Source organism: Paracoccus sigandri, assembly GCF_003709565.1.
In the GTDB taxonomy this organism is placed as follows: Bacteria; Pseudomonadota; Alphaproteobacteria; order Rhodobacterales; family Rhodobacteraceae; genus Paracoccus; species Paracoccus siganidrum.
The window spans coordinates 96,292-120,673 of the sequence record NZ_QNRC01000006.1; the positions used below are offsets into that span (position 1 = coordinate 96,292).

Here is a 24,382-nt window from a genome sequence, read left to right on the forward strand (position 1 = left end):
GGTTTTCCTCCCTCGCAGGCGTCCGTCAGGCGGCCACGGACTCGCCCGAGGCGGCCATGATCATTTCCTTGGTGACGGTGGAATCGAATTCGGCCGAGATGCGGCCCTTGTGCATGACGATGATCCGATGGGCGATGGACAGGCATTCGCTGACCTCGGAAGTCGAATAGACGACCGCCAGCCCCTGTTCGGCGCCCCTGGCCAGCAGCCTGAACACCTCGGCCTTGGCGCCGATGTCGATGCCGCGCGAGGGCTCGTCCAGCATGATGACGCGCGGCTTCGTGGCCAGGATCTTGCCGATGACGACCTTCTGCTGGTTGCCGCCGGAAAGCGAGCCGATGGCGGCATGGCCGCCCGAGGTCTTGACGGTGACTTCGCGGATGCTGTCGCCGACCAGCTTCTTCTCGGCGCTGCGGCTGGTGAACAGCCCGCGCGTGAAGCGGCCGATCGAGGCCAGCGACAGGTTCTCGCCCACGGTCATGGTCTGGACCAGCCCGTCGCGCTGCCGGTCCTCGGGGACCAGCGCCAGCCCGCGCGCGATGCGCTCGGCGATGGACAGATGCGAGATCTCGCGGCCCTCCAGCACGATCTCGCCGCCCGAGGCGCGCAGCCGGCCGGCGCAGGTTTCCAGAAGCTCGGTGCGGCCGGCGCCCATCAGCCCGTAGATGCAGACGATCTCGCCCGCGCGCACGTCCAGGGACAGCTGGTCCACCAGGTTGAAGCCCGCCGGGTCCGGCACCGAGAGGTTGCGGATCGACAGCGCCACCTCGCCGAAGCGGCTGGCGGGGGGCGCGCCCAGGTCGTAATTGTCGCCGACCATGTTGCGCACGATCCATTCCAGGTCGATCTCGGCGCGCGGCGCATAGGCGGTCATGTTGCCGTCGCGCAGCACCACGGCATGGTCGGTGATGGTCAGCGCCTCTTCCAGGTGATGCGAGATATAGACGATGCTGACCCCCTTGGCGGTCAGGTCGCGGATCACCTTGAACAGCACCTCGACCTCACTCGCGGAAAGCGCGCTGGTCGGCTCGTCCATGATCAGGATGCGGCTGTCCACCGACAGCGCGCGGGCGATCTCGACGATCTGCTGCTGGCCCAGGCGCAGGTCCTCGACCGGGGTCAGCGGGTCGATGTCTTCTTCCAGCTCCTCCATCAGCCGGCGGACCTGGCGCTCTTCCTCGGCGAAATCGACGCCGGTCGGGCCGATGATCTCGCGGCCCATGAAGATGTTGTCGCGCACCGACATGTTGGGCGCCAGGCTCAGCTCCTGGTGGATGATCGAGATGCCGCGGTCGCGCGCCTCGTTGGCATTGTTGAAGACCACCGGCTGGCCGTCCAGGATGATCTCGCCGGTGCTGGGCTGGATGACGCCCGAGAGGATCTTCATCAGCGTCGACTTGCCGGCGCCGTTCTCGCCGAACAGGGTCGTGACCTGGCCGCGATGGATGTCGAAATTGACGCCCTTCAGCGCATGGACGCTGCCATAGGACTTGGCGACGTTGCGGGCGGCCAGCACGATCTCGCGCGCGTCGGGCCTGGCGTCGGGGATGCTGGCGGCGCTCATTTCACGCTGACCTCGACCGGGGTGATCAGCCAGTTCTGGGGATTGATCAGCCGGAAGGCGCCCACGACCTCGACGGTCTGGCCGGTCAGGTTGGCGGTGTCGATCGGGTCCAGGACGGCCGCCTTCATGGCGCGGTTGAGGCCGGCGCCGGCGTTCTGATACTCGATCTGGTTCCTGAACGCGCCGAATTCGATGTCGCCGGGCGCGTCGCGCAGGTCGGTGCCGTTGATCGCCGGGCCGGTCTGGACGCGGACCGTGATGTCCTCGGGCAGGCCCTCGACGGCCAGCGGATGGATGCCGGCGCGCGGTTCGCCCGCCACGCCGGTGACGCGCACCGCCAGGATCGCCCCGGTCGAGGCCGGGGTGCCGAATTGCGCGATCGCCGCCTCCCTGTCCGCCTCGATGGCGGCGGCAAGCTCGGAGGCCTCGGCGGCGCGCTGGCGGACGAATTCCTGGATGCGCGGGAATTCCGCCTGGCCGAAGCCGTCGGGCGAAAAGGCCTGCTGGCGGATATCGGCTTCCGAGCCGACATGGACCACCGTCGTGTCAAGCGCGATGGCCGCCAGCACGACGGCAGCCGCGGCGATGCCGATGAAAAGCCCGCGCCGCGACGGGGCGGGGGCCTTCGGGGCGGAGCCGGTCGGGATGGTGCTCTGGACCATGATGCAGCCTCGGGATTGGTCAGGTTCGATAGGTGGCGGAAGGCGCGGCGGGCATCGGGGATGATGCCGGGCCCGGCCGGGGCTGGTCGCAGATGGCGGTCGGATGGGTCTGCATGGTGTCCTCCCCTGGCCGGGCGCGGACTTGCCCGCGCGGCCTGTTCCCCCTTGCCGGCGGCACCCGCACCTCCTTGCGAATCCCGCCATTGCAGTCACAGTAACTGAAATATTTTGCTGTGTCCGTAAAAAAATGCATTCACGGCGAGATAATTCTGCGATATGAATTCCTGCGAGGAGACGCGCCATGTCCGGTCCCCGTTCCGGCCCTGGCGTCCGGCAAGGGGCGCGCCGGCGAAGGCGCCCGATCGCGGAGGAGGAGAGCAATGCGCTGCGGAACATCCGGTCCCGTCCGCCGAAAGATGCGCCATGCCCGGCGCTGACATCCTGATCGGCATCGATGCCGGGACCTCGGTCATCAAGGCGGTGGCCTTCGACCTTGGCGGCGGGCAGCTGGCCTCGGCCTCGGTGGCGAATCGCTATGTCTCGGGCCGGGACGGCGCGGTCACGCAATCGCTGGACCAGACCTGGCGCGACTGCGCCGCCGCGCTGCGCGGGCTGGGTGAAAAGGTGGACGGGCTGGCCGCCCGCACCGCCGCGCTGTCGGTGACGGCCCAGGGCGACGGCACCTGGCTGGTCGGCCGCGACGGGCCGGTGGGTGATGCCTGGCTGTGGCTGGACGCGCGCGCCGCGCCCACCGTGCGGCGCCTGGCCGCCGGCCCGGCGAATCGCGCGCGGTTCGAGGCAACGGGCACCGGGCTGAACACCTGCCAGCAGGGCGCGCAGATGGCGCATATGGACGCCCATGCGCCCGAGCTGCTGGACCGGGCCGAGGTGGCGCTGCATTGCAAGGACTGGCTTTACCTGAACCTGACCGGGATAAGGGCGACCGATCCGTCCGAGGCCAGCTTCACCTTCGGGAATTTCCGCGACCGGCAATATGATCCCACCGTGATCGAGGCCCTGGGGCTGGGCCATCGCCGCGCCCTTCTGCCCGAGATCGTCGAGGGCACCCGGATCACCCATCCGCTGACCCGGATCGCGGCGGAACAGACCGGCCTGCTGGCGGGCACGCCGGTCAGCCTGGGCTATGTGGACATGGTGATGACCGCCCTGGGCGCCGGGGTCTATGGGGGCGCGGGGGATGTGGCCTGTTCCACCATCGGCTCGACCGGCGTGCATCTGCGGGCGGTGGCATCCCGCGACGTGCATCTGAACGACCAGGGCACCGGCTATGTCATCTGCCTGCCGATCCCCGGCATCGTCACCCAGGTGCAGACCAACATGGCCGCGACGCTGAACCTGGACTGGATCCTGGGCGTGGCGGCGGGGATCCTGTCCGATGTCGGGCAATCGGTCACGCATCGCGACCTGGTGGCCCATATCGAGGACTGGCTGGCGCAGTCGCGGCCGGGCCAGATCGTCTATCACCCCTATATCTCGGACGCGGGCGAACGCGGCCCCTTCGTCAATGCCGATGCCCGCGCCGGGTTCATCGGGCTGTCGGCCGGGCACCGCTATCCCGACCTGCTGCGCGCGGTGGCCGAGGGGCTGGGCATGGCCATGCGCGACTGCTACGCGGCGATGGGTCCCCTGCCGCGCGAACTGCGCCTGACGGGTGGGGCCGCGCGGTCGAAGGGGCTGCGCGGGATCCTGTCGGCCGCGCTGGACGCGCCGGTCCGGGTGTCCGGGCGCGACGAGGCCGGTGCGGCGGGCGCGGCGATGATGGCCGCGGTCGCGATCGGCGCCTATCCCGACATGGATGCCTGCATCGCCGAATGGGTCACGCCGTTGCTGGCCGCGCCCGAGGCCCCCGACCCCGATCTGGTCGCGGCTTACGGCCGGCTTTTCCCCGCATTTTCCGCCGCGCGACAGTCCCTGCCGCCTGCCTGGGCCGCGCTTGCCGCCGCCAGGGCCGCCGGCACGGCCCCGAAAGGAGATCGAGATGACCAAGGACAATGAGATGATCGACCTGTTCGTCATCGGTGGCGGCATCAACGGCGCAGGCGTGGCGCGCGATGCCGCCGGCCGTGGCCTGAAGGTCGTGCTGTGCGAGAAGGACGACCTGGCCGAGGGCACCTCGTCGCGCTCGGGCAAGCTGGTCCATGGCGGGCTGCGCTATCTGGAATATTACGAGTTCCGGCTGGTGCGCGAGGCCCTGATCGAGCGCGAGGTGCTGATGAACGCCGCGCCGCACATCATCTGGCCGATGCGTTTCGTGCTGCCCCATTCGCCGCAGGATCGCCCGGCCTGGCTGGTCCGGCTGGGGCTGTTCCTCTACGACCACCTGGGCGGCCGCAAGAAGCTGCCCGGCACCCGCACGCTGGATCTGCGCCGCGACCCCGAGGGCGCGCCGCTGCTGGACCAGTATGTGAAGGGGTTTGAGTATTCCGACTGCTGGGTCGACGACGCGCGCCTCGTGGTGCTGAACGCGCTGGATGCCCATGAGCGGGGCGCCGTGGTCCTGACCCGCAGCCCCTGCATCTCGGCCCGGCGCGAGGGGGGCGCCTGGACCGTCCAGACCCGCAGCGAGATCACCGGCGAGACCCGCAGCTTCCGCGCCCGCTGCGTGGTGAACTGCGCCGGCCCCTGGGTCAGCGACGTCATCTCGCGCGTGGCGGGGTCGAAATCGACCCGCAACGTGCGGCTGGTCAAGGGCAGCCATGTCATCGTGCCGAAATGGTGGGCGGGCGCGAATGCCTATCTGGTGCAGAACCACGACAGGCGGGTGATCTTCATCAACCCCTACGAGGGCGACAAGGCGCTGATCGGCACCACCGATATCGCCTATCAGGGCCGCGCCGAGGATGCCGAGGCCGAGGAATCCGAGATCGAATACCTGCTGGCCGCCGTGAACCGCTATTTCAAGCAGAAGCTGCGCCGCGACGACGTGCTGCACAGCTTCTCGGGCGTGCGGCCGCTGTTCGACGACGGCAAGGGCAACCCCTCGGCGGTGACGCGGGACTATGTCTTCGATCTGGACGATACCGGCGGCGCGCCCCTGCTGAACATCTTCGGCGGCAAGATCACCACCTTCCGCGAACTGGCGGAACGGGGCATGCGCCGGCTGAAGGAGGTCTTCCCGGAGATGGGCCCGGACTGGACGGAAACCGCGCCCCTGCCCGGAGGCGAGATCGCCAATGCCGATTACGAGGCCTATGTGAACCTGCTGCGCGAGCTGCATCCCTGGATGCCGCGCCCGCTGGTCCAGCATTACGGCCGGCTTTACGGCGCGCGCACGAAGGACGTGGTGGCCGGCGCCATGGGCATGGCCGACCTCGGCCGGCATTTCGGCGGCCAGCTCTACGAGGCCGAGGCGCGCTATCTGGTGGCCAGGGAATGGGCGCTACGCCCCGAGGACATCCTCTACCGCCGCACCAAGCATTACCTGCACCTGACCGAGGATCAGCGGCGCGCCTTCGCCGACTGGTTCGACCGCGCCGACCTGGCCCGCGCCGCCTGAGGGAACCGCCATGCCGCTGACGCTTTCGCTGAATACCAACCCGCTGGTGAACCGCTTCGCCGATCCCGACGACCTGATCGACACGGTGGCGCGCGACCTGAAGATCCGCGACCTGCAGCTGACGCATGAATTCATCAACCCAAGCTGGCCCGCCCCGGTGATCCGCCGCCTGACGCGGCAGATGGGCGCGGCGCTGGCCCGCACGGGGTTGCGCGTCACCTCGGGCATGACCGGGCCCTACGGCCGGCTGAACCATTTCGGCCATCCCGACCGCGACGTGCGGCGCCATTACCTCGACTGGTTCAAGACATTCGCCGACATCACCGCCGAGCTGGGCGGCCGCGCCATCGGCACGCAATTCGCGATCTTCACCTATCGCGATTACGACGATCCCGCCCGCCGCGAGGATCTGACCCGGATCGCCATCGACTGCTGGGCCGAGGTCGCGGATCATGCGAAGGCGGCGGGGCTGGATTACGTCTTCTGGGAACCGATGAGCGTCGGGCGGGAGTTCGGCGAGACCATCGCGGCCTCCATGGCCCTGCAGGACCGGCTGTCCGCCGCCGGCATGGCGATCCCGATGTGGATGATGGCCGATATCGACCACGGCGACATCACCAGCGCCAATCCCGACGATTACGATCCCTATGCCTGGGCGCGCGCGGTGCCGCAGGTCAGCCCAATCATCCATATCAAGCAGTCGCTGATGGACAAGGGTGGCCATCGCCCCTTCACCGCCCGCTTCAACGCCCAGGGCCGCATCCAGCCCCAGCCGCTGCTGGAGGCCCTTGCCGAGGGCGGGGCCAAGGACAACGAGATCTGCCTGGAACTCAGCTTCAAGGAACGCGAGCCGGACGACCGCCAGGTCATCGCCCAGATCGCCGAAAGCGTGGCTTTCTGGGCGCCGCATATCGACTCTGGCGCCGATAAGCTGAATATCTGACCCCGTCACAGCAAGGACCGACGCCATGACCCGCCAGCCCGCCCGCGCCGCCGCGATCCGCCCAGGGGCCGCACGCTGATGGCGCGGCGCGGCGGGATCGACCCCGAGCAGAGCCTCGCCATCCGCGCGGCCTGGCTGCATTACGCGGGCGGACTGACCCAGGCGACGGTGGCGAAACGGCTGGGCGTGGCCTCGGTCAAGGCGCATCGGCTGATCGCGCGGGCCGTGGCCGAGGGCGTGGTCAAGGTCTCGATCGACGGCGAGATCGTCGAATGCGCCATGCTGGAGCATCGGCTGTGCAGCCGCTTCGGGCTGGATTACTGCGAGGTCGCGCCGGATCTGGGCGAGGAGGGGATCCCGCTGAGGGCGCTGGGCATGGCGGGGGCGGGCTTCCTGCGCCGCCAGATCGAGCGGGGCGAGCATCAGGTGATCGGCCTGGGCCATGGGCGGACGCTGGCATCGGCGGTGCATCAGCTGCCGCGCTTCGACGCGAACGGCACGCGCTTCGTGTCGCTGCTGGGCGGGCTGACGCGCAATTACGCCGCCAATCCGCATGACGTGATGCACCGGATCGCGGAAAAGACCGGGGCGATGGCCTATGTGCTGCCGGTGCCCTTCTTCGCCAATTCCGAACGCGACCGCGCGATCCTGCTGGCCCAGCCCGGCGTGCGCGAGATCTTCGACCTGTCGAACGGCGCGACGCTGAAATTCGCCGGCATGGGCACGGTGGATGCGGGCGCGCAGCTGGTCGCCTCGGGGATGATCGAGCCGCAGGAGATCGCCGAGATCAATGCCGCCGGCGGCGTGGGCGAGATCCTGGGCCATTTCTTCGACGCAAGCGGCCGCGTGCTGGAAACCCGGCTGAGCAGCCGCACCCTGTCGGCGGATCTGGAGGGGCCCGAGACCAGCCAGCTGGTGGCGATCGCGGGCGGCGCCGACAAGATCGCGGCGATTCGGGCGGTGCTGAACAGCGGGCGGCTGTCGGGGCTGATCACCGACGAGCTGACCGCGCAGGCCCTGGCAGAGTGATCGCCCCCGCCCGGTGCGGGCCGGGCCGATTGCCCCGGCGCGACCCCGGACCGGACCGGCTCAGGCGGCGTAGCGCCGGGCCATCGCGGCCAGCGGCAGCGGGCGGATCTTCGAGGCGTTGCCGGCGGTGCCGAAGGCCTCGAACCGGGCCTTGCAGATCTCGGCCATCATCTCCATCGCCGGTTTCAGGTATTTGCGCGGGTCGAATTCGGACGGGTCCTCGGTCAGCGTCCGGCGGATCGCCGCGGTCATCGCCAGGCGGTTGTCGGTGTCGATATTCACCTTGCGCACGCCCGAACGGATGCCGCGCTGGATCTCCTCGACCGGCACGCCCCAGGTCGGGCGGATGTCGCCGCCATAGCTGTTGATGACGGCCTGCAGGTCCTCGGGGACCGAGGATGATCCGTGCATCACCAGATGCGTGTCGGGCAGGCGGCGGTGGATGTCCTCGATCACATGCATCGCCAGGATCGCGCCGTCGGGCTTGCGGGTGAACTTGTAGGCGCCGTGGCTGGTGCCCATCGCGACGGCCAGCGCATCGACGCCGGTATCCTTCACGAATTGCTCGGCCTCGGCCGGGTCGGTCAGCAACTGGTCCTCGGACAGCTTTTCGGTCGCGCCATGGCCGTCCTCCTGATCGCCCATGCCGGTCTCCAGGCTGCCCAGCACACCCAGCTCGCCCTCGACCGAGACGCCGCAGGCATGGGCCATTTCGGTCACGCGGCGGGTGATGCCGGCGTTATAGGCGTAATCGGCGGGCGTCTTGCCGTCAGCCTTCAGGCTGCCGTCCATCATCACGCTGGTGAAGCCGTTCTGGATTGCCGTGGCGCAGGTCGCCAGCCCGTTGCCGTGGTCCAGGTGCATGCATAGCGGGATGTCGGGAAAGGCGCGCGCCAGCCCCCTGATCAGCCCGGCCAGCACCAGGTCGTTCGCATAGGCGCGCGCGCCCCGGCTGGCCTGCAGGATCACCGGCGAATCGGTGGCCGCCGCGGCATTCATGACCGCCAGTCCCTGTTCCATGTTGTTGATGTTGAAGGCGGGCACCGCATAGCCATGCTCGGCGGCGTGGTCGAGAAGCTGGCGCAGCGTGATCATGGCCATGGGATCGTCCTTTCAGTGCGAATCGGATGCGGCGATATGGGCGAGGATCGTCCGAACCTCGTCCGCGGCGCCGAAAATCAGCGGGGACATGTCGTGATGTCCCGCAGGCTGGCGGTCGAGGATCGCGCCCTCTCCGTCCGAGGCCCCCCCGCCCGCCTGTTCGATCAGGAAGGCGATGGGCGCGCATTCATAGATCAGCCGCAGCCGGCCCCGTTCATAGCCCGGCCGGGCATCGGCGGGATAGAGGAACGCGCCCCCCTGCAGCAGGATCCGGTGCAGTTCGCCCACGGCGGCGGCCAGCCAGCGCATGTTGAAATCGCGCCCGCGCTGCCCGTCCTTGCCTGCCCGGATCTCGCGGACCCAGGCCTGCAGACCCGGCGCCCAATGGCGCTCGTTCGAGGCGTTATAGGCCAGCGTCGAGGCTTCGGGCTTCAGCGTGACGTTCTCGCGCACCATGCGGAACGCGCCCGCCTGGGCGTCGAAGCCCGCGACATGGGTGCCGTCGCCAAGCGACCAGCCGAAATCCATCGAATGCCCGAAAGAGGCATAGCCCGCCGCCACCACCGCCCGGCCCGTCCGCAGGAAGCCCTGTGGCGCGGCGGGCAGGACGCTGAACAGCATCCCCAAAGGCGCGCCGATGCCGATGCTGCCCGAGCCGTCGATCGGGTCCATCGCCACGTCGAAGGCGCCGTCGGGGTTCAGGTCGATCACCGCCTCGACCTCTTCGGACAGGACCTTGCGGACGCCCGCGCGGGCCAGCACCGCGACCATGTGGTGATGCGCGCCGACATCCAGCGCCTTCTGCCGGTCGCCGCTGTCGTTGACGCCGACGATCTCGGTCGGATCGCCATGCAGGCGCCCGGCGGCTAGCCGCGCGGCCAGCGGCGGCTGTGCCTCGGCGATGGCGCGGATGATGGCGGCGGGACCGTCGCCCGCCAGCACCTCGGACAGCAGCCGGCCGGTCGCGGGCCCGTCATTGGGCAGCTTCAGCATCGCCTAGGCCTTGTTGTATTTCGCATCCACCGCGTCGATCGCCTCGACATTCCCGGCCGAGCGGCCGGCGGCGTCGAAATTCATCGTCTCGGCCAGGAAGGCATCCGCGATGGCCTTGGCCAGTTCCGGCCCGATCACCCGCGCGCCCATGGTGATGATCTGCGCATTGTTCGAAAGCGCCGCACGCTCGGCCGAATAGGTGTCATGGGTCAGCGCGGCCCGGATGCCGGGGACCTTGTTGGCCGCGATGCAGACGCCGATGCCGGTGCCGCAGACCAGGATGGCGCGGTCATAGGTGCCGTCCCTGACCTGGCTGGCCACCCGATCCGACAGGTTCGCATAGAAGGCATCCGCGCCGGCATCGGTGCGGCTGATCTCGGCGACCTCGTGGCGGTCCTTCAGGTGATCGGCCAGGATCTTCGCCAGACCTTCACCCGCGCTGTCGCCTGCAATTGCCAGTTTCATCTCGTCTCTCCTTCAGAGTGTCGCGGCGCAGCGCGCCAGAATGTCCAGATAGCCCTCGACCGCCCAGGCCGAGCGTCCGATGAACAGCCCGTCGATATGCGGGCATCGGATCAGCTCCTCGCAATTTCCCGGATTGACCGAGCCGCCATAGAGGCAGGGCACCCGCCGCCCCAGCACCTCCTGCGCCACGGCGATGATCTCGGCCTGGCGCGCATCGGCGTAATCCGAAGTCGCGGGGATGCCGTTCACGCCGATGGCCCAGACGGGCTCGTAGGCCAAGAGGATCGGGGCATCGCTGCCGGCCACGCGGGCCAGGGCGCCGCGCACCTGTGTCTCCAGCACCTCTTGCGCGCGGCCGGCCTCGCGTTCGGCCAGGGTCTCGCCGATGCAGATCAGCGGGATCAGCCCGTGGCGCACCGCCGCTTCGGTCTTCAGGCCCACGGTCTCGTCGGTCTCGCCGAAATGCTCGCGCCGTTCGGAATGGCCCAGCTCCACGATGTCGAGATCGCAGTCCCGCAGCATCACCGGGCTGATCTCTCCGGTCCAGGCGCCCTCGTCGGCCCAATGCATGTTCTGCGCGCCGACCTTGACGGATGTGTCCTTCAGCATCGCCTTGACCTCGCGCACCGCCGTGAAGGGCGGGATCACGAAGCGCTGGATGCGCGGGTCGCGGGCGCCGTCGGCTTCGGCCAGCCCTTCGGCGAAGGCGCGCGCCTCGGCCAGGGTCTTGTTCATCTTCCAACTGGTGCCGATCCAGAAATCGCTCATGTCGTCAGTCCTTGGCAATGGTCAGGGCAATCCCCGCCCGGTCGATCGCCGCGCGCGTCGGGGGGGCGGGGGGTGCGTCGGTGATGATCGCGTCGAATTCGGCCAGATCGGCCAGCACATGCAGGGCCGAGCGCCCGAAACGCTGGTGATTGACCAGCAGCACGGACCGTTCGGCGGCGGCCATCATGGCGCGTTTCGCCCGCACCGCCGCGTCGTCCATGTGGAAGGCCTGCAGCCCCGCCAGCGCGGGGGTCGAGATGAAGGCGATGTCGGCCCGCAGCCGCGACAGCGCATGTTCCGTCACCACGCCGAAGAAGCCGTTGAACTTGGTGCTGAACGTGCCGCCAAGCGCGATCAGCGTCAGGCGCGGCGCGTCCTTCAGCCGGTCGATGACCGCCGCATTGTTGGTGATCACGGTCAGCGGCGCCTTTTCGGCCAGGCTGCCGCCCAGCAGGGCCGCCATCGAGCCGTCATTGACCATCACCGTCATGCCGGGCTCGACAAGCTCCAGCGCCGCGCGCGCCATGCGCGTCTTGGCCTCGCTGTCCTGCAGCTGGCGGATGCGGAAATCGCTTTCGAACCGGGTCCCGGCCTCGATCGAGGCGCCGCCGCGCACCTTGCGCAAGAGCCCGGCCTGTTCCAGGTCGTCCAGGTCGCGATGGATGGTCATCTTCGAGACGGCGAAACGTTCGGCCAGGTCGTCCAGCTCGACGGCGCGGGCCTCGACCAGCAAATCCATGATCGCCTGCCTGCGTTCGTCGCGTTTCACGGTTTCCCCCTTGTTCCGATGGTTTTCTAACATAGTTCTGATAGATTTCAACATGAATTATGTTGTTTTGTGATTTTATCTTGTGATTTTTCACATTCCGGCCTATTGCGGCGGGGACAAAGGAGGATCGTCCATGCCCATGCCGTCACCCAAGGACCCCGCGATCGCTGCCAAAGCCGCCCTTGACCCCGCGAATTTCGCTTTGGCGAACTGCATCCGCGCGCTGTCCATCGACGCGGTGAATGCCGCGAATTCCGGCCATCCCGGCGCGCCGATGGGCATGGCGGATGCCGCCGCGGTGCTGTTCCGCAACCACCTGAAATTCGACGCGAAACACCCCGACTGGCCGGATCGCGACCGCTTCGTTCTGTCGAACGGGCACGCGTCCATGCTGCTCTACAGCCTGCTGCACCTGACCGGCTACGAGGACATGACCATCGAGCAGATCCGCAACTTCCGGCAATGGGGCGCGATCACCGCGGGCCACCCGGAATACGGCCATGCCAAGGGGATCGAGACCACCACCGGCCCGCTGGGGCAGGGGCTGGCCACCGCCGTCGGCATGGCGCTGGCCGAGCGCCGGCTGGCCGCCGAATTCGGCGAGGACCTGGTCGATCACCGCACCTGGGTTTTCGTCGGCGACGGCTGCCTGCAGGAGGGCATCGGGCAGGAGGCCGCCAGCCTCGCCGGCCATCTGGGCCTGGGCAGGCTGATCGTGCTTTACGACGACAACAGCATCACCATCGACGGGCCGACCTCGGTCAGCTTCTCGGAAGACGTCCCGGCCCGGTTCGCGGCACTGGGCTGGCATGTGCAAAGCTGCGACGGCCATGACGGCATGGCGCTGGACGCGGCGATCACGGCGGCCAAGGCGGAAACCGCCAGGCCCTCGCTGATCGCGATGAAGACGGTGATCGGGTTTGGCTCGCCCAACAAGGCGGGGTCCTACGCCGTCCATGGCGCGCCGCTCGGCAAGGACGAGGCGGCGCTGACGAAAGCGGCCATCGGCTGGACGCATGAGCCCTTCGCCATCCCCGAGGACCTGCTGGCGCAATGGCGCGAGATCGGCCAGCGCGGCGCCAGGGAGCGCGCGGCATGGCAGGCGCGGCTGGCCGCGAAGCCCGCCGATATCCGCGCCGAGTTCGAGCGCCGCCTGTCGGGCGCCCTGCCGGATGGCTATGAGCCGGCGCTGCTGGCCGCGCGCGAGGCGCTGTTCGCCCAGCCGAAGAAGGCCGCGACCCGCAAGGCCAGCCAGATGGCGCTGGAGGCGCTGGCCCCGGCGCTGCCCGAGATGATCGGGGGTTCCGCCGACCTGACCGGCTCGAACCTGACCCGCGTTGCGGCGGTCGACAGCCAGTATGCGCGCGAGGCGCCGGGCCGCTATATCGGCTATGGGGTGCGCGAGTTCGGCATGGCCGCGGCGATGAACGGGCTCAACCTGCATGGCGGCTTCATCGCCTATGGCGGGACGTTCCTGGTGTTTTCCGACTATGCGCGCAATGCGATCCGGCTGTCGGCGCTGATGGGGGTGGGCACGATCTACGTGATGACCCATGACAGCATCGGCCTGGGCGAGGACGGCCCGACCCACCAGCCGATCGAGCATCTGGCGAGCCTGCGGGCGATCCCCAACCTGACCGTGCTGCGCCCCGCCGACACGGTCGAGACGCTGGAGGCCTGGGACATCGCCATCCGCAACCGCCATGTGCCGTCGCTGCTGGCCCTGTCGCGCCAGGACGTGCCGCAATTGCGGCTGGAGGCGGGCGACGAGAACCTGACGGCGAAGGGCGCCTATGTGATCCGCCAATTCGGGGAAACCCGCGACGTGACCCTGATCGCCACCGGCACCGAGGTGGCGCTGGCCGTCGAGGCTGCCGAGGCGCTGCACGCCGACGGGTTGTCGGTCGCCGTGGTCTCGATGCCCAGCTGGGAGCTGTTCGACGCCCAGTCTGATGCCTATCGCGACGAGGTGCTGGGCACCGCCCCGCGCATCGCCATCGAGGCGGCGGGCAAGTTCGGCTGGACCCGCCATGTCGCCAGCGAGGAGGACGTCATCGGCATGACCGGCTTCGGCGCCTCCGCCCCCATCGACAGGCTCTACAAGGAGTTCGGCATCACAAAGGAAGCCATCGTCGAAAGGGCGAAGGCGCTGGCCGGAAGGTAGGGCGGCGCGGTTCGGCTGCTGCCGGCCCCGCGTGTGGCGACGATGGGCGCCGCATCGTCGTCGATGCGGGCTCAGCCGGCCGCTGGCGGAGCTTCCGGGCCGGTCGCGGCCTCGCCGATGGCCAGCGTATAGACCACGCCCTCCTCGGGCGGGCGCAGCCCGATCAGGGCATTCAGGCGGGCGTCGCGGAAGCCGCCCATGCACAGGCTGGCAAGGCCCAGTTCCGCCGCCGCAAGGCACAGGTTCTGCGCCACATGCCCGGCCTCCAGCAGCACATAGCGATAGCCGCGCGGGCCGTATTTCCGCTGCGTCCGCCCGAAGATCGCCGCAAGGCACAGGATCACCGGCGCCTGCGCGACGAAGGGCCAGGTGTAGAAGATGTCCTCGGCCGCCTGCTGCCAGGGGCCGGGGCGCAGCGCCTCGATCGCCTCGCCGTCGGCGTCGTAATGATGGATGCCGGGCGCCAGCCCCTGAACCCGCGCGACCAGCGCATAGATCTCCAGCGGATAGGTGCCGCCGGCCGAGGGCACGCTGCGGCGCAAAAAGCGCCCGCCGGAGTCGAAGCGCTCGGGACCCGAGACGCCATAGCCCGCCCGCAGCAGGCGCGCCAGCATCGCCAGCGGCAGCGGCTCGGGCCGGTAGGCGCGGGTCGAGCGGCGGGCCATGGCCAATGCCTCGACCCCGCCCGGATCGGTCGGCGGCAGGGGCAGGCGCGGGGCGCCGGGATGGCTGCGGAACTGCTGCAGATAGGGACCGGCGCGATAGGCGGCCTCGTTCATCCACGGCTCGGAATTCAGGTGGAACAGGCGCGACAGGGCGGTGGGATCGTCGGCGGGGATGCTCATGGGATCAGGCCAGGGGATGGGGGCATGGGTTCAGCTCTGCCTCGGCCAGCGGCGCGTCGCGCAGGCCCCAGCGGACGGGCGCGTCGAACAGGCGGCGGCCGCCGAAGCGGCCCTCGCCGGCGCCGAAATGGATCGGTTGCAGCCCGGTGGCGAAGCAGCGCACCACGCGCGGGCCAAGCGGGGCGATGTCGGGGGCGGTGATCTCGGCATAGGCGACCCGCGCGCCCGAGGCGGTGGCCGCCGCGACCACCCGCGCCAGCGCGTCGGCGGGGGTCGCGGCCGGATCGGGGCGGGGCAGGTCCTCCAGCCGCGCCTGGCGCTCGCCGGCGAAGAGGAAGTCGAACTCGGCCAGATTGCGCGGCAGGGCGTGGAACAGCGGGTGGTCGTCCAGCTCGCGCACATCGGCATGGGTCTTCAGCCGCCCGGCCGGGTCGTCCTTGGCCAGCCGCGAGGCCAGGCTGGGCCGCGACTGGCACAGCTCGAACACCGCCTTGTCGATGGCGCCGGCCGGGTCCAGGTCGCAGCCCATGCCGATCACCCGCGCGCCATGGCCGGGCTCGGGATTGTCGGCCACCGCCATGACCACCAGCGGCGCCTGGTCGGTGGCCAGCGACAACAGCCTGACCTGGACCCCGAAGCGGCGGTAATGGCGGATGATCGCGGCAGCCATGCAGCCGGTTTCGGGCGGCTGGATCAGCGTCGCGGGCAGGCGGTTCAGCCAGGTGATCATCAGCGCGTCGCGCTCGATCAGCTCGTAGAGCCCGCCGAGGATCGCCCGCTCCAGATCGGCCCCCGCGGCCAGCCCGTTCGAGGTGATCGCGGTGACGTGGTCGGCCGGGGCCGGGGTCGGGCTGACCAGATAGACCAGCGCGGCGGGCAGTTCCACCGGGCGGCCCGAGGGCAGCTCGACCCCGGTGATCCAGCTTGTCGCGGTCTGCGGCGTCCAGCGCGGATAGGGCAGCCCGCCGGCATATTGCGCGTCGGAATGCAGCACGCAATCGGCCGGGGTGATGGCGCCGGGCGCGGCCGGCCCGACGCGGATGCGCGCCGGGTCCCAGTGATAGGCCGAGTAGCGCTCGATCGCCTCGCCAAGCGCCGACAGCTGCGCCTCGGCCTCGCTGCGGCCCTTGCCGGCGTTCAGCCGTTCGGAGAGGGGGGCAGGGCGGAAATCGTAATGCGCCAGCGTGGCGGTCCACAGATGCGGCGGGCAGGGTTCCTCGGGGCCGCGCCCCTGCGGCGCGAGTTCGCGCAGCAGTCCGCAGCGGCGGCTGACAAGGGCGGCGGTCAGCCGCGCGGCTTCGGCCTGGGCGCTCATGTCGTGTCCCCGCTGACCGGCCCGCCGCAGACGGGGCAGCCGGGCTTGCGCAGCAGCACGTGTTTCTCCTGGCGCAGGCCGGGCAGCTCGACCACCAGGAAGCGGCCGTCCAGCGCCGGCTGCCCGGCGCCGCCCAGGACCGAGATCACCTCGGCCGCCATCATGCCGCCGACGATATCGGCCGCCGCCGCCAGGTTCTCGCGCCGCCCCGACAGGTCGCGCCGCTGCCGGTCCAGATGCCGCTCCAGCGCGAAACGGGCCTGCGGATTGGCGGCGCAGGCGACCTCGCGCATCCGCCAGCACATGTAGCAGGCCGCATCGGGATCGCCCGGAAAGCCGGGGCCGACGACCAGGTCCAGCCCCTCCATCGAGCCGGCCAGCCAGCGCATCCCGAGATCCCGGCAGGCCCGGTTCAGCTTCAGCGCCAGGTTCAATTCTCCCGCATCCAGGCAGCACAGCACCTGCGAGACCCCGGCGATCAGCGCGGCGACGTCCTCGGCCGTGTCGGGGCGGGCGGTGTGGGCGCGGATGGTGCAGCCGGGGGTCAGGCCGTCCAGCGCCCCGGCCAGGACCTTTGCCCGCGGCAGGCCCAGGTCCCCGGCGCGATAGAGGCCCGAGAAATACGGATCGGTCGGGCCGGTTTCGGCCGGATCGACGATCAGCAATTCGCCGATCCCGGCGGCGACCAGGGCGCGCGCGGCGCAGGCCCCCGGCCCCCCGGCGCCGAACAGCACCAGCCGCGCCTTGCCCAGCCGGCGCTGCGCCGCGCGGCCCTCGGGCGCGGTTTCGCCCAGCCAGGCCAGTTGCGGCGCCAGGTGCGGCGGCAGATCGGCCTCATCCGCCACGGCCTCGACCACGATCCCCTGTGCGCCCAGCATGTCCAGCGCCGCCTCCAGGTCCCTCCGCTCGAAGATGTCGGCGACCTGGTCGCAGATGTCGTCGATGCCGGTGCGGCCGTCCAGCAGCGGCACCACCTCGCGGCTGAACTCGCGGAAGGAATGCCCCTTCAGCGTCAGCGCCCGCCGCCACGAGACGATGCGGAACAGCTCTTCCCCGTCCCTGTCGGGCGGTTCGGTCCAGCTGAGGAAATGGTCAGGCAACAGCGGCTTGCGGTAGGCCATGGCTTTGTTCCTGCGGGGTGGGGGGACGAATGCGGAAGACGGCCAGCGCCAGCACCCGGTCGCCCTGCCGGGCGATCAGCCGGTCGCGGTCCAGCTGGTCCAGCGCCGCCTCGATCCGGGACGGGGCGGCATCGGCGGAACTGGCCAGCCCGGCCAGCGTCGCGGTGCTGTCGCAAAGCGCATAGAGCCGCGCCGCCAGCCCCTCCAGCCGGTGCAGCGGCCGCGTCGCCACCGCGCGGCTGTCGCGGATCGTCACCCCCCCGGCGTCGAATTCCGCATCCAGCGCCGGGGGCCCGGCGGCGGCCATGCGCGCCGCCTGCCAGCGCAGCACCTCGGCCTGGACCGGGCGGATATAGCTGTCGGGATCGCGCCCGTCGGCATGGTCGAAATCGAAGAAATAGGCCAGCCGCTGTAATTCCCGCCGCCCCAGCGGATAGACGTAGAAATAGGCCCGCGCCGGGCGCATCCGGCGGATGCCCAGCTCCTCGGCCCGGCTGTGGAAGGGGCTGAAGCGGTCCAGCCGCAAGATGCCGCAGGAACAGGGCGGGTCCAGATGGGTCAGCCGCGGCATCAGCCGGGCCATGGCGGCATATTCCTGCGGCTCCTCGCCCGGAAAGCCGGCCAGCACGTTCCAGGACACCTCGATCCCCAGCTCGCTGCACCAGCGCATCAGCTGGATGTTCTGGAAGCCGGTGCAGCCCTTCTGCATCAGCTTCAGGACCGGGTCCGAGAAGCTTTCGATGCCGGGCTGGATCTGGGTGACGCCCCCGGCCCGCATCAGCCGCAGCTGGTCCAGCCGCAGGTTGGACTTCACCTCGTAGAACAGGTCCAGGTGATAGCCCGCCTGGGCCAGGCGCGGAAACAGCGTGGTGACGTATTTCATGTCCAGGATATTGTCCACGCAGCCGATCCGCGCCGCCTTGTGCCGTTCGGCCAGCCAGGTGATCTCGGCAAAGGCCCGGTCCGGGGTCTTCGAGCGGAAGGCCATGGTGTCGCCATTCAGCCCGCAGAAGGTGCAATGGTGCTTGGCCCCCCACCAGCAGCCGCGCGAGGTCTCGAAGACCAGATGGCCGTCGAACTGCCCGGCCAGGGGCGAGCTGGCCAGACGGGCGAAATAATCGTCGAAATCGGGATAGGGCAGCGCGTCCATGGCGGTGACGCCGACCGACCGCAGCGGGGCTTTCTCTGCGGCGCCTTGTTCCAGGACGCCGGGCACCGGGTCGTTCCCGCGCGCCGCCAGCCGGTCCAGAAGCCGGGGAAAGCTGATATCGGCCTCGCCCGAGCAGAGATAGTCGATCCAGGGAAAGCTGCGGATCATCTGCCAGCCCATCTCGCCCTCGCAATTGGCGCCGCCGAAGACCACGACCGGCGGATCGGGCAGGGCCTTCAGCCGTTGCGCCAGCGCCAGGCAGGCGCAGGTCTGGTGAAAGACGGTGCTGAAGCCGACCACGTCGGGCCGGCGCGCCATGATCTCGGCAATGCAGCGGTCCAGATAGGCGGGCAGCAACTGCCGGATCCGCATCATCGAGGCGTAGAGATCGGCATCCTCGCCCAGGAAGGGCATGAGGATGTCGGCGATGAAATCCTGGGGACTGGCGGTGCCGTCGCCGAACAGCTCGCCCGCGAAGATCCATTCGCCGATCAGCAGGTTGGGCGGGAAGCTGGTCGCGATGCGCTGATAGGGCACCATTCCGACCAGCCCGGCCAGGTCGATGTTGAGATAGACCGCCTCGGCGCTGTGGCCGGCGGCGCGCGCCTCGGCGATCAGCAGCCCGACGCCCATGGCCGGCCGGCCGATATCGGCGAAGGGAACGACTGGGAAGACGACATGCATTCGCCCTGCCTCCGCGCTTGCGACAAGGGGCCGGGGCGGCGCGCGGCCGCCCCGTCGATTATCAGCCGCCCAGGTTGCCGAACCCGCCGCCGCCGAACCCGCCGCCGCCCGGCGCGCAGCCGCCGCCGCATTCGTTGATGCAGGCGCTGATGCATTGCTGGATGACGGTGCAGGGCCGGATGCATTGCTGCACGACCGTGCAGGGCCGGATGCACTGACTGACGACGCAAGGGTGGATGACGCATTGCTGCACCACGGTGCAGGGACGGACGCACTGGCTGATGATGCAGGCATCCGGCGCCGGGATCATCGCCGGATCGTTGATCGCCGCGGGGCTCGCCGCGGGCTGGGCCCCCGCCATCATCGCCGAGACCTTGTTATAGGCGCGCATCTCTTCTTCGGTGACCTGCATCCCCTGCAGCTTGTCCTCAAGCTCGGCCACGCGCATTTCAAGGGTCTTTTCGCTGCCTTTGCTCTCCTTGTCGGCCATTTCGGAATCCTCCGCGAATGCTGGTTGCTTCCGATAATATCCTAGCATGATTCACGTGTGCGTGATGAGTTTTCGAGCGTTGTCGATTTGTTTTCAGATCAATTTTCGTAGAGATTTGTTATTGAATGGATTTGTTTCACATAATTGAAAAGCAGGCTTCTGTCCTGGTTCCCCGTTTAATAAGCGGTAAGCATGGCTTCGTTTTCGCGTTGCCATGTATTTCGGCCGAATCCCGCCTGCCCGTGCTGCATCGGGAAAACAGGTTTGAAATCCTGCCCTATTCGAATCGCGACCGGAAAGGCTGCTCAATCGCCCATTCCCGCGCCACCTGCGGGCCGGTCATCGGCCGCGATCTGCTGGATGACGCGGCTGGCCTCTCTCGCGGTCCGGTCCCAGCCCGGCAGCCGGTGGCCGGCATCGGATGCCGCCCGTTGCAGCTGCTGCCGCCGGGCCGGGTCGGTCAGCAGCGCGCGCAGCGCCTCGGCCAGCGCCTGCGCGTCTTCGGGCGGCACCAGCAGCCCCGCCTGCGGGGGAACGGTATCGGGAACCGCCCCGGTCCTGCAGCTGACGATCGGCAGGCCATGGGCCAGCGCCTCGTCGAAGACGATGCCATAGCCCTCGAAGCGGGTGGCCAGGGCGAAGATGGACGCGCTTGCGTAAAGCCGCTCCAACTCGTCGGCCGAGACGCGGCCGGCCAGGCGGATCCTGCCCGCCACGGGCGAGGCGGCGGCCAGCCGGGCCAGCCGGGCGGCATGGGCGGTGTCCCAGGGATTGCCGACGATCACCGCCTGCCAGTCCAGCTCTGGCAGTTGCGACAGCGCCTCGATCAGGATGTCGTGGCCCTTGCGCGGATGCAGGATGCCCACCGACAGGATCAGCGGCGGCGCGACCGGGGCGGGCGGCAGCCGGGGGCGGTCGGTGCCGGGCCGGGCCACGGTGATGCGACCGGCGGGAACGCCGTAGCTCTCGATCAGGATGCGCCGGGTATGCGGGCTGGGCACAAGCACATGCCGGGCCAGTTCCAGGTTGTCGCGCTCGGTGCGGAACAGGTGGTCGCGTCGGGCCGGGGCAAGGTCGCTTTCCAGCGCCAGCGGGTGGTGGCACATGGCGATGACCGGTGCCCGCACCCCGGCCAGCCCCCGCGTGTCGATGGCGCCGAAGACCAGCCCGTCCAGGATCAGCGGGCGGGCGGGATCGACGCCGCGCAGGGCGGCCACGGCCTGGGCCATCTGCGCCGGGTCGGGGTCGGGGAAGCTGGCGGGCAGCTCCAGGTGCTGCATGTCGTGACCCAGCGCGCGCAGCCCCTCCAGCAGGCGGCGTTCATAGATATAGCCGCCGGTCAGCGTGGCGATGTCGCCCGGAATGGCGAAGGCGGCGGAGCAGGGGTCTGTCATCGGCGCAGCTGCTCGGGCGCATAGACCCGCAGGACGCGCCGCTCCAGCAGGGCGACTGCCGCGTGGCACAGGGCCGAGATCACCGTGACCACGACCACCGCCGACCACAGCAGGTTGTAGTTCGAGGTCGAGGCCGACAACGCCATCAGGCTGCCCAGCCCGCGCCCGGTGGTCAGCCACTCGACCACGGTGACGGCCAGGATGGCGGCGGGCACGCTCATCCTGGCGGCGGCGAAAAGCGCGGGCAGCATGGCGGGGATGCGGACATGGATCATCTGGCGCAGTGACCCCGCCGCATAGGTTCGGAACAGGTCGAGGATCTGGCCGGGGGCCTGGCGCAGCCCGTGCAGGCAGGCGACCAGTGTGGGGAAGAACACCATGACCGCGACCAGCGTGATCGTGCCGGTCGCGCCGCGCCCCAAAAACAGCACGATCAGCGGCGCGGTCGTCACGATGGGGATCGAGCGCAGGGCGACGGCAACCGGCATGATGGGCAGCGCCAGTCCCGGCCGCAGGGTCAGAAGCGTCGCCAGCCCGGCGCCCAGAGCCAGCCCGGCCAGATAGCCCGGCAGCAGGAACAGCGCCGTCTCGCCGGTGGCCCGGATCAGCGCGGCGCGGGTGGCCGCGGCATCGGGCGCCCATGCAAGCGCCGCGACGACGTCCCAGGGGCGCTTGGCGAAGAAGGGGTCCAGGCCCAGCAGCTCCATCGCGCCCCACCAGCCGGCCAGCACCGCCAGGATCAGGACCGCTCCGTCCAGCGCCTTTCCGGCCCGCGACCCGGCGACCGGGCGCGGCGGCGCAAGGATCACCGGCGGCCGGTCATGCGAGAGGTGCCGCGCCAGCGCGCCGATCGCCGCATAGGCCGCCATCGACACCGCCGCCGCCAGCGCGGCGATGGCCCACAGCGCGGTCGCGTCCATGGCCCGCATGAAGCGGATCGTCAGCACGCCCATGCCGCGCTCGGCCCCGGTGAACTCACCCACCATCGCGCCCAGGAAGGCGGCCGGGGCAGCGATCTGCAGGCCGGCGAACAGATAGGGCAGCGCCGCCCGCGCCCGCACATGGACCAGTTCCGCCAGCCGCCCCCGGCCATAGCTGTGGACCAGGTCCAGCCAGGCGGCCGGCATGGCCCGCAGGCCGGTCAGCAGCGGGATCAAGGTCGTGTAATAGACCGCCAGCGCGGCAAGGGCGATCTGCGGCCCCTCGCCCGGTCCCATCAGCACGCGCAGGACCGGCCCGGTTGCGATCAGCGGCAGGCAGAACACCACCAGCGCCAGGCCGCTGATCAGGTTCAGGGATCGCGGCCATGCCAGCGCCACGGCGGCCAGCAGGATCGCCGCCAGGTTGCCCAGGGCGAAGCCGGCCGCCGCATTGCGCAGCGTGACGGCCAGCGCCCGCCCGATCAGGCCGGGATTGTCGGCGATCCACGCGATGACCTCGACCGGGCCGGCGATCAGCTGGCTGTCGGCCGTGGCTGCCGCCAGCAGCGACCATCCGGCCAGCAGGAAGGCAGAGCCGGCCAGGGCCGGCGCGAAAGCCGCCTGCCGGGTCATTGCGCGGCCAAAGGCGGGCTGCCCGCATCGCCAAGCGCCAGCGCCGCCGAGGCATCGGCCAGAATCTGGCGGAAGGCCGGGTCGTCGGCCAGGGCCGGCCCGCGCGGCCGCTCCAGCGGCACGGCGATATCCGCGACGATCCGCGCGGGGCGGGGCGAAAGCACGATGATGCGGTCGGCCAGCATCGCCGCCTCATGGATCGAATGCGTCACCAGAACCGCGGTCGTGCCGCGCGGCTGCCACAGGGGCGGCAGGTCGCGCGCCAGCTGCTGCCGTGTCAGCTCATCGACCGCGCCGAAGGGCTCGTCCAGCAGCAGGATTTCCGGCTCGGTGACCAGCGCCCGCGCCATGGCCGCCCGCTGGCGCATCCCGCCCGACAGCGCCGCCGGCCGGGTATCGGCAAAGCCGCCAAGGCCGACAAGGCCGATCAGCCCGTCGACCAGCGCCGGATCGGGCGCCTGCCGCGCCAGCTTGCGCGCCAGGGCGACATTGCCGCGCACCGTCAGCCAGGGCAGCAGCGACGGGTCCTGGAAGGCGATCGAGATCGCGGCCCGCCGGCGCTGTTCCGCGGGCGTCAGGCCGGCCAGGCGGACCTGGCCCTGCGTCGGCTCCTCCAGCCCCGCGATCAGGCGCAGCAGGGTCGACTTGCCGCAGCCCGAGGGCCCGATCAGCGCGGTCGTGTGGCCCGCCGCAAGGGTCAGGTCCAGGGGCGCCACCGCCCGGATCCCGCCGGCAAAGACCTTGCCCAGTCCGGTGCAGGTGATCTCGGCCCTGGCGCGGGGGTCAGCCGGCATGGATTTCCTCGAGGATCGAGCGATCCCACAGGTCAGGCGTGACCTCATGCCCCAGCAGGGCCAGGGTCTCGATATTGGCGGCGACGCCGTCATCGCTCCACCAGCCGAAGCCCATCTGGTCGGTCAGGTCGGAAAACATCAGCGGCAGCTGCCGTTCCGCCTGCAGCTTCTGGGTCGCCAGGTCCAGCCCGGCATCGGGGAACATCCGCAAGGTCAGCTCGGCCGCGGCATCGGTGTCCGCGCGGCAGGCCTCCCACCCGCGCGCCTCGCCCGACATCAGCGCGACCAGTTCCTGCCGGCGGGTGGCAAGGCTGTCCTCGGTCGCGATATAGGTCTGGGAATGCAGCGCATAGCCGTGATCGGCCATCAGCATCGTTACCGCCTGAATGCCGTTGATCGCCATCGCCACCGGCAGGTCGGTTTCCCAGCACAGCAGGCAATCGACTTCGCCGGCCAGCAGGGGCTGGGCGGAATATTGCGTGGGCACGATCCGGATGGCGTCGAAGTCGACGTCGTTCAGGCGGCACAGCGCCTGCAACACCGGCCGGTTGGCCAGCGCCATCCCGATCCGCTTGCCCATGAGGTCGGCGGGGGTCCTGACCGGGTCGGCGGGCAGCGAGGCGATGACGAAGGGGTTCTTCTGCATCGCCACGCCGATGATGCGGAACCGCGCGCCCTGCGCCACGGCGGCGGCGGTATAGTCGGCGGCCGAGATGCCGACCAGCGCGGTTCCCGAGACGACCGGCGGCTCGACCGGCGCGTTGGGGCCGCCCTGCAGCAGCGTCACGTCCAGCCCCGCCTCCTGCCACCAGCCGTTCTCGCGCGCGATATAGCTGCCGGCGAACTGCACCGAATGCAGCCAGGACAGCTGCAGGCCGACGGCGGTCCGCGCCTGCGCGCGCGCCGGCCGCAATCCCGCCTGGCCGACCAGCAATCCGGCGGCGCCGCCGGCCAGCAGCCGTCTCCGCGTCAGGCTTGGGGGATGCATCGGGGAACCTCCATCATCGCATGATCGGGCAGCAGGGTGTCCCGAATCAACACTCTTTTCCCGCCTTGCGTTC

The 24,382-nt window shown here is 69.8% G+C and carries 21 protein-coding genes; 5 read left to right on the plus strand and 16 right to left on the minus strand.

The genetic code is table 11. From position 1 onward, the window contains the following. Positions 1–25: 25 nt before the first annotated feature. Together C9E82_RS07215 and C9E82_RS07220 are read right to left on the minus strand one after the other, a co-directional pair. On the minus strand, positions 26–1,564 hold the full coding sequence (locus tag C9E82_RS07215; protein WP_119897927.1) for a sugar ABC transporter ATP-binding protein: 1,539 nt from the start codon (positions 1,562–1,564) through the stop codon (positions 26–28). Further along, positions 1,561–2,226, minus strand: coding sequence for a DUF2291 family protein (locus C9E82_RS07220; protein ID WP_119897928.1), 666 nt, complete (start codon positions 2,224–2,226; stop codon positions 1,561–1,563). The genes C9E82_RS07215 and C9E82_RS07220 overlap by 4 nt, the downstream gene beginning before the upstream one ends. Before the next feature lie 423 nt (positions 2,227–2,649). Here C9E82_RS07220 and C9E82_RS07225 point away from each other — a divergent pair, with 423 nt between their 5' ends. The 4 genes from C9E82_RS07225 (at position 2,650) to C9E82_RS07240 (ending at position 7,715) form a co-directional block, all read left to right on the plus strand. Then, a complete protein-coding gene (locus C9E82_RS07225; protein ID WP_119897929.1) occupies positions 2,650–4,242 on the plus strand; it encodes an FGGY-family carbohydrate kinase in 1,593 nt (530 codons plus the stop codon). Beyond that, positions 4,226–5,743 (plus strand): glycerol-3-phosphate dehydrogenase, encoded by a 1,518-nt coding sequence (locus C9E82_RS07230; RefSeq protein WP_119897930.1) that lies wholly within the window; start codon positions 4,226–4,228, stop codon positions 5,741–5,743. The genes C9E82_RS07225 and C9E82_RS07230 overlap by 17 nt, the downstream gene beginning before the upstream one ends. A 10-nt stretch (positions 5,744–5,753) precedes the next feature. Then, entirely contained in the window at positions 5,754–6,686 is a 933-nt protein-coding gene (locus C9E82_RS07235) for a sugar phosphate isomerase/epimerase family protein (protein WP_119897931.1), read from the plus strand. Between the two features lie 78 nt (positions 6,687–6,764). Next, positions 6,765–7,715, plus strand: a complete 951-nt coding sequence (locus C9E82_RS07240) for a sugar-binding transcriptional regulator (RefSeq protein WP_119897932.1) — start codon at positions 6,765–6,767, stop codon at positions 7,713–7,715. A gap of 60 nt (positions 7,716–7,775) precedes the next feature. On the opposite strand, the gene fba is transcribed toward C9E82_RS07240, so the two are convergent. From fba to C9E82_RS07265, 5 genes are read right to left on the minus strand one after another with little or no spacing between them, the layout of a single operon-like run. Beyond that, positions 7,776–8,816, minus strand: a complete 1,041-nt coding sequence (gene fba / locus C9E82_RS07245; RefSeq protein ID WP_119897933.1) for a class II fructose-bisphosphate aldolase — start codon at positions 8,814–8,816, stop codon at positions 7,776–7,778. A 12-nt stretch (positions 8,817–8,828) separates the two neighbouring features. Further along, positions 8,829–9,809, minus strand: a complete 981-nt coding sequence (locus tag C9E82_RS07250) for a class 1 fructose-bisphosphatase (RefSeq protein ID WP_119897934.1) — start codon at positions 9,807–9,809, stop codon at positions 8,829–8,831. A gap of 3 nt (positions 9,810–9,812) precedes the next feature. Further along, positions 9,813–10,274 (minus strand): D-erythrulose-4-phosphate isomerase, encoded by a 462-nt coding sequence (gene derI / locus C9E82_RS07255; protein ID WP_119897935.1) that lies wholly within the window; start codon positions 10,272–10,274, stop codon positions 9,813–9,815. Positions 10,275–10,286: 12 nt separating this feature from the next. Then, positions 10,287–11,042, minus strand: coding sequence for a triose-phosphate isomerase (locus C9E82_RS07260; RefSeq protein WP_119897936.1), 756 nt, complete (start codon positions 11,040–11,042; stop codon positions 10,287–10,289). 4 nt (positions 11,043–11,046) lie between these two features. Then, positions 11,047–11,811, minus strand: a complete 765-nt coding sequence (locus C9E82_RS07265; RefSeq protein ID WP_119897952.1) for a DeoR/GlpR family DNA-binding transcription regulator — start codon at positions 11,809–11,811, stop codon at positions 11,047–11,049. Between the two features lie 133 nt (positions 11,812–11,944). On the opposite strand from C9E82_RS07265, the gene tkt reads away from it, so the two are divergent. After that, entirely contained in the window at positions 11,945–13,975 is a 2,031-nt protein-coding gene (tkt, locus tag C9E82_RS07270) for a transketolase (protein ID WP_119897937.1), read from the plus strand. Positions 13,976–14,046: 71 nt separating this feature from the next. Here tkt and C9E82_RS07275 read toward each other — a convergent pair whose 3' ends face one another. The 9 genes from C9E82_RS07275 to C9E82_RS07310 form a co-directional block, all read right to left on the minus strand. After that, positions 14,047–14,820 (minus strand): SagB/ThcOx family dehydrogenase, encoded by a 774-nt coding sequence (locus C9E82_RS07275; protein WP_119897938.1) that lies wholly within the window; start codon positions 14,818–14,820, stop codon positions 14,047–14,049. Positions 14,821–14,824: 4 nt separating this feature from the next. Then, a complete protein-coding gene (locus tag C9E82_RS07280) occupies positions 14,825–16,135 on the minus strand; it encodes a YcaO-like family protein (protein WP_119897939.1) in 1,311 nt (436 codons plus the stop codon). Continuing rightward, positions 16,132–17,256, minus strand: coding sequence for a TOMM precursor leader peptide-binding protein (locus tag C9E82_RS07285; protein ID WP_119897940.1), 1,125 nt, complete (start codon positions 17,254–17,256; stop codon positions 16,132–16,134). Before C9E82_RS07285 ends, C9E82_RS07280 begins: the two co-directional genes overlap by 4 nt. Beyond that, positions 17,228–19,090: a RiPP maturation radical SAM C-methyltransferase gene (locus tag C9E82_RS07290; RefSeq protein ID WP_170162059.1), complete on the minus strand. Its 1,863-nt coding sequence runs from the start codon at positions 19,088–19,090 to the stop codon at positions 17,228–17,230. The genes C9E82_RS07285 and C9E82_RS07290 overlap by 29 nt, the downstream gene beginning before the upstream one ends. Positions 19,091–19,151: 61 nt before the next feature. Then, the gene (locus C9E82_RS24455) at positions 19,152–19,580 is read right to left on the minus strand and encodes a hypothetical protein (protein ID WP_170162060.1); all 429 of its coding nucleotides are present in this window, start codon (positions 19,578–19,580) and stop codon (positions 19,152–19,154) included. A 305-nt stretch (positions 19,581–19,885) separates the two neighbouring features. Further along, the gene (locus tag C9E82_RS07295) at positions 19,886–20,974 is read right to left on the minus strand and encodes a glycosyltransferase family 4 protein (RefSeq protein ID WP_119897942.1); all 1,089 of its coding nucleotides are present in this window, start codon (positions 20,972–20,974) and stop codon (positions 19,886–19,888) included. After that, positions 20,971–22,527 carry an ABC transporter permease gene (locus tag C9E82_RS07300; protein ID WP_119897943.1) on the minus strand — a complete coding sequence of 519 codons (1,557 nt, stop codon included), beginning with the start codon at positions 22,525–22,527 and terminating at the stop codon, positions 20,971–20,973. Before C9E82_RS07300 ends, C9E82_RS07295 begins: the two co-directional genes overlap by 4 nt. After that, positions 22,524–23,321, minus strand: coding sequence for an ABC transporter ATP-binding protein (locus C9E82_RS07305; RefSeq protein ID WP_119897944.1), 798 nt, complete (start codon positions 23,319–23,321; stop codon positions 22,524–22,526). Before C9E82_RS07305 ends, C9E82_RS07300 begins: the two co-directional genes overlap by 4 nt. Beyond that, positions 23,311–24,309 carry an ABC transporter substrate-binding protein gene (locus C9E82_RS07310; protein WP_119897945.1) on the minus strand — a complete coding sequence of 333 codons (999 nt, stop codon included), beginning with the start codon at positions 24,307–24,309 and terminating at the stop codon, positions 23,311–23,313. Before C9E82_RS07310 ends, C9E82_RS07305 begins: the two co-directional genes overlap by 11 nt. Between the last annotated feature and the right edge of the window lie 73 nt (positions 24,310–24,382).

What these genes read in the sequence shown, in the direction of transcription:
- C9E82_RS24455 (WP_170162060.1), bottom strand. Translation starts at nt 19,580, where the DNA reads ATGGCCGACAAGGAGAGCAAAGGCAGCGAAAAGACCCTTGAAATGCGC.
- C9E82_RS07285 (WP_119897940.1), bottom strand. Translation starts at nt 17,256, where the DNA reads ATGGCCTACCGCAAGCCGCTGTTGCCTGACCATTTCCTCAGCTGGACC.
- C9E82_RS07225 (WP_119897929.1), top strand. Translation starts at nt 2,650, where the DNA reads ATGCCCGGCGCTGACATCCTGATCGGCATCGATGCCGGGACCTCGGTC.
- C9E82_RS07240 (WP_119897932.1), top strand. Translation starts at nt 6,765, where the DNA reads ATGGCGCGGCGCGGCGGGATCGACCCCGAGCAGAGCCTCGCCATCCGC.
- C9E82_RS07305 (WP_119897944.1), bottom strand. Translation starts at nt 23,321, where the DNA reads ATGCCGGCTGACCCCCGCGCCAGGGCCGAGATCACCTGCACCGGACTG.
- C9E82_RS07235 (WP_119897931.1), top strand. Translation starts at nt 5,754, where the DNA reads ATGCCGCTGACGCTTTCGCTGAATACCAACCCGCTGGTGAACCGCTTC.
- tkt (WP_119897937.1), top strand. Translation starts at nt 11,945, where the DNA reads ATGCCCATGCCGTCACCCAAGGACCCCGCGATCGCTGCCAAAGCCGCC.
- C9E82_RS07295 (WP_119897942.1), bottom strand. Translation starts at nt 20,974, where the DNA reads ATGACAGACCCCTGCTCCGCCGCCTTCGCCATTCCGGGCGACATCGCC.
- C9E82_RS07230 (WP_119897930.1), top strand. Translation starts at nt 4,226, where the DNA reads ATGACCAAGGACAATGAGATGATCGACCTGTTCGTCATCGGTGGCGGC.
- C9E82_RS07275 (WP_119897938.1), bottom strand. Translation starts at nt 14,820, where the DNA reads ATGAGCATCCCCGCCGACGATCCCACCGCCCTGTCGCGCCTGTTCCAC.
- C9E82_RS07220 (WP_119897928.1), bottom strand. Translation starts at nt 2,226, where the DNA reads ATGGTCCAGAGCACCATCCCGACCGGCTCCGCCCCGAAGGCCCCCGCC.
- fba (WP_119897933.1), bottom strand. Translation starts at nt 8,816, where the DNA reads ATGGCCATGATCACGCTGCGCCAGCTTCTCGACCACGCCGCCGAGCAT.
- derI (WP_119897935.1), bottom strand. Translation starts at nt 10,274, where the DNA reads ATGAAACTGGCAATTGCAGGCGACAGCGCGGGTGAAGGTCTGGCGAAG.
- C9E82_RS07310 (WP_119897945.1), bottom strand. Translation starts at nt 24,309, where the DNA reads ATGCATCCCCCAAGCCTGACGCGGAGACGGCTGCTGGCCGGCGGCGCC.
- C9E82_RS07250 (WP_119897934.1), bottom strand. Translation starts at nt 9,809, where the DNA reads ATGCTGAAGCTGCCCAATGACGGGCCCGCGACCGGCCGGCTGCTGTCC.
- C9E82_RS07300 (WP_119897943.1), bottom strand. Translation starts at nt 22,527, where the DNA reads ATGACCCGGCAGGCGGCTTTCGCGCCGGCCCTGGCCGGCTCTGCCTTC.
- C9E82_RS07260 (WP_119897936.1), bottom strand. Translation starts at nt 11,042, where the DNA reads ATGAGCGATTTCTGGATCGGCACCAGTTGGAAGATGAACAAGACCCTG.
- C9E82_RS07280 (WP_119897939.1), bottom strand. Translation starts at nt 16,135, where the DNA reads ATGAGCGCCCAGGCCGAAGCCGCGCGGCTGACCGCCGCCCTTGTCAGC.
- C9E82_RS07290 (WP_170162059.1), bottom strand. Translation starts at nt 19,090, where the DNA reads ATGCATGTCGTCTTCCCAGTCGTTCCCTTCGCCGATATCGGCCGGCCG.
- C9E82_RS07215 (WP_119897927.1), bottom strand. Translation starts at nt 1,564, where the DNA reads ATGAGCGCCGCCAGCATCCCCGACGCCAGGCCCGACGCGCGCGAGATC.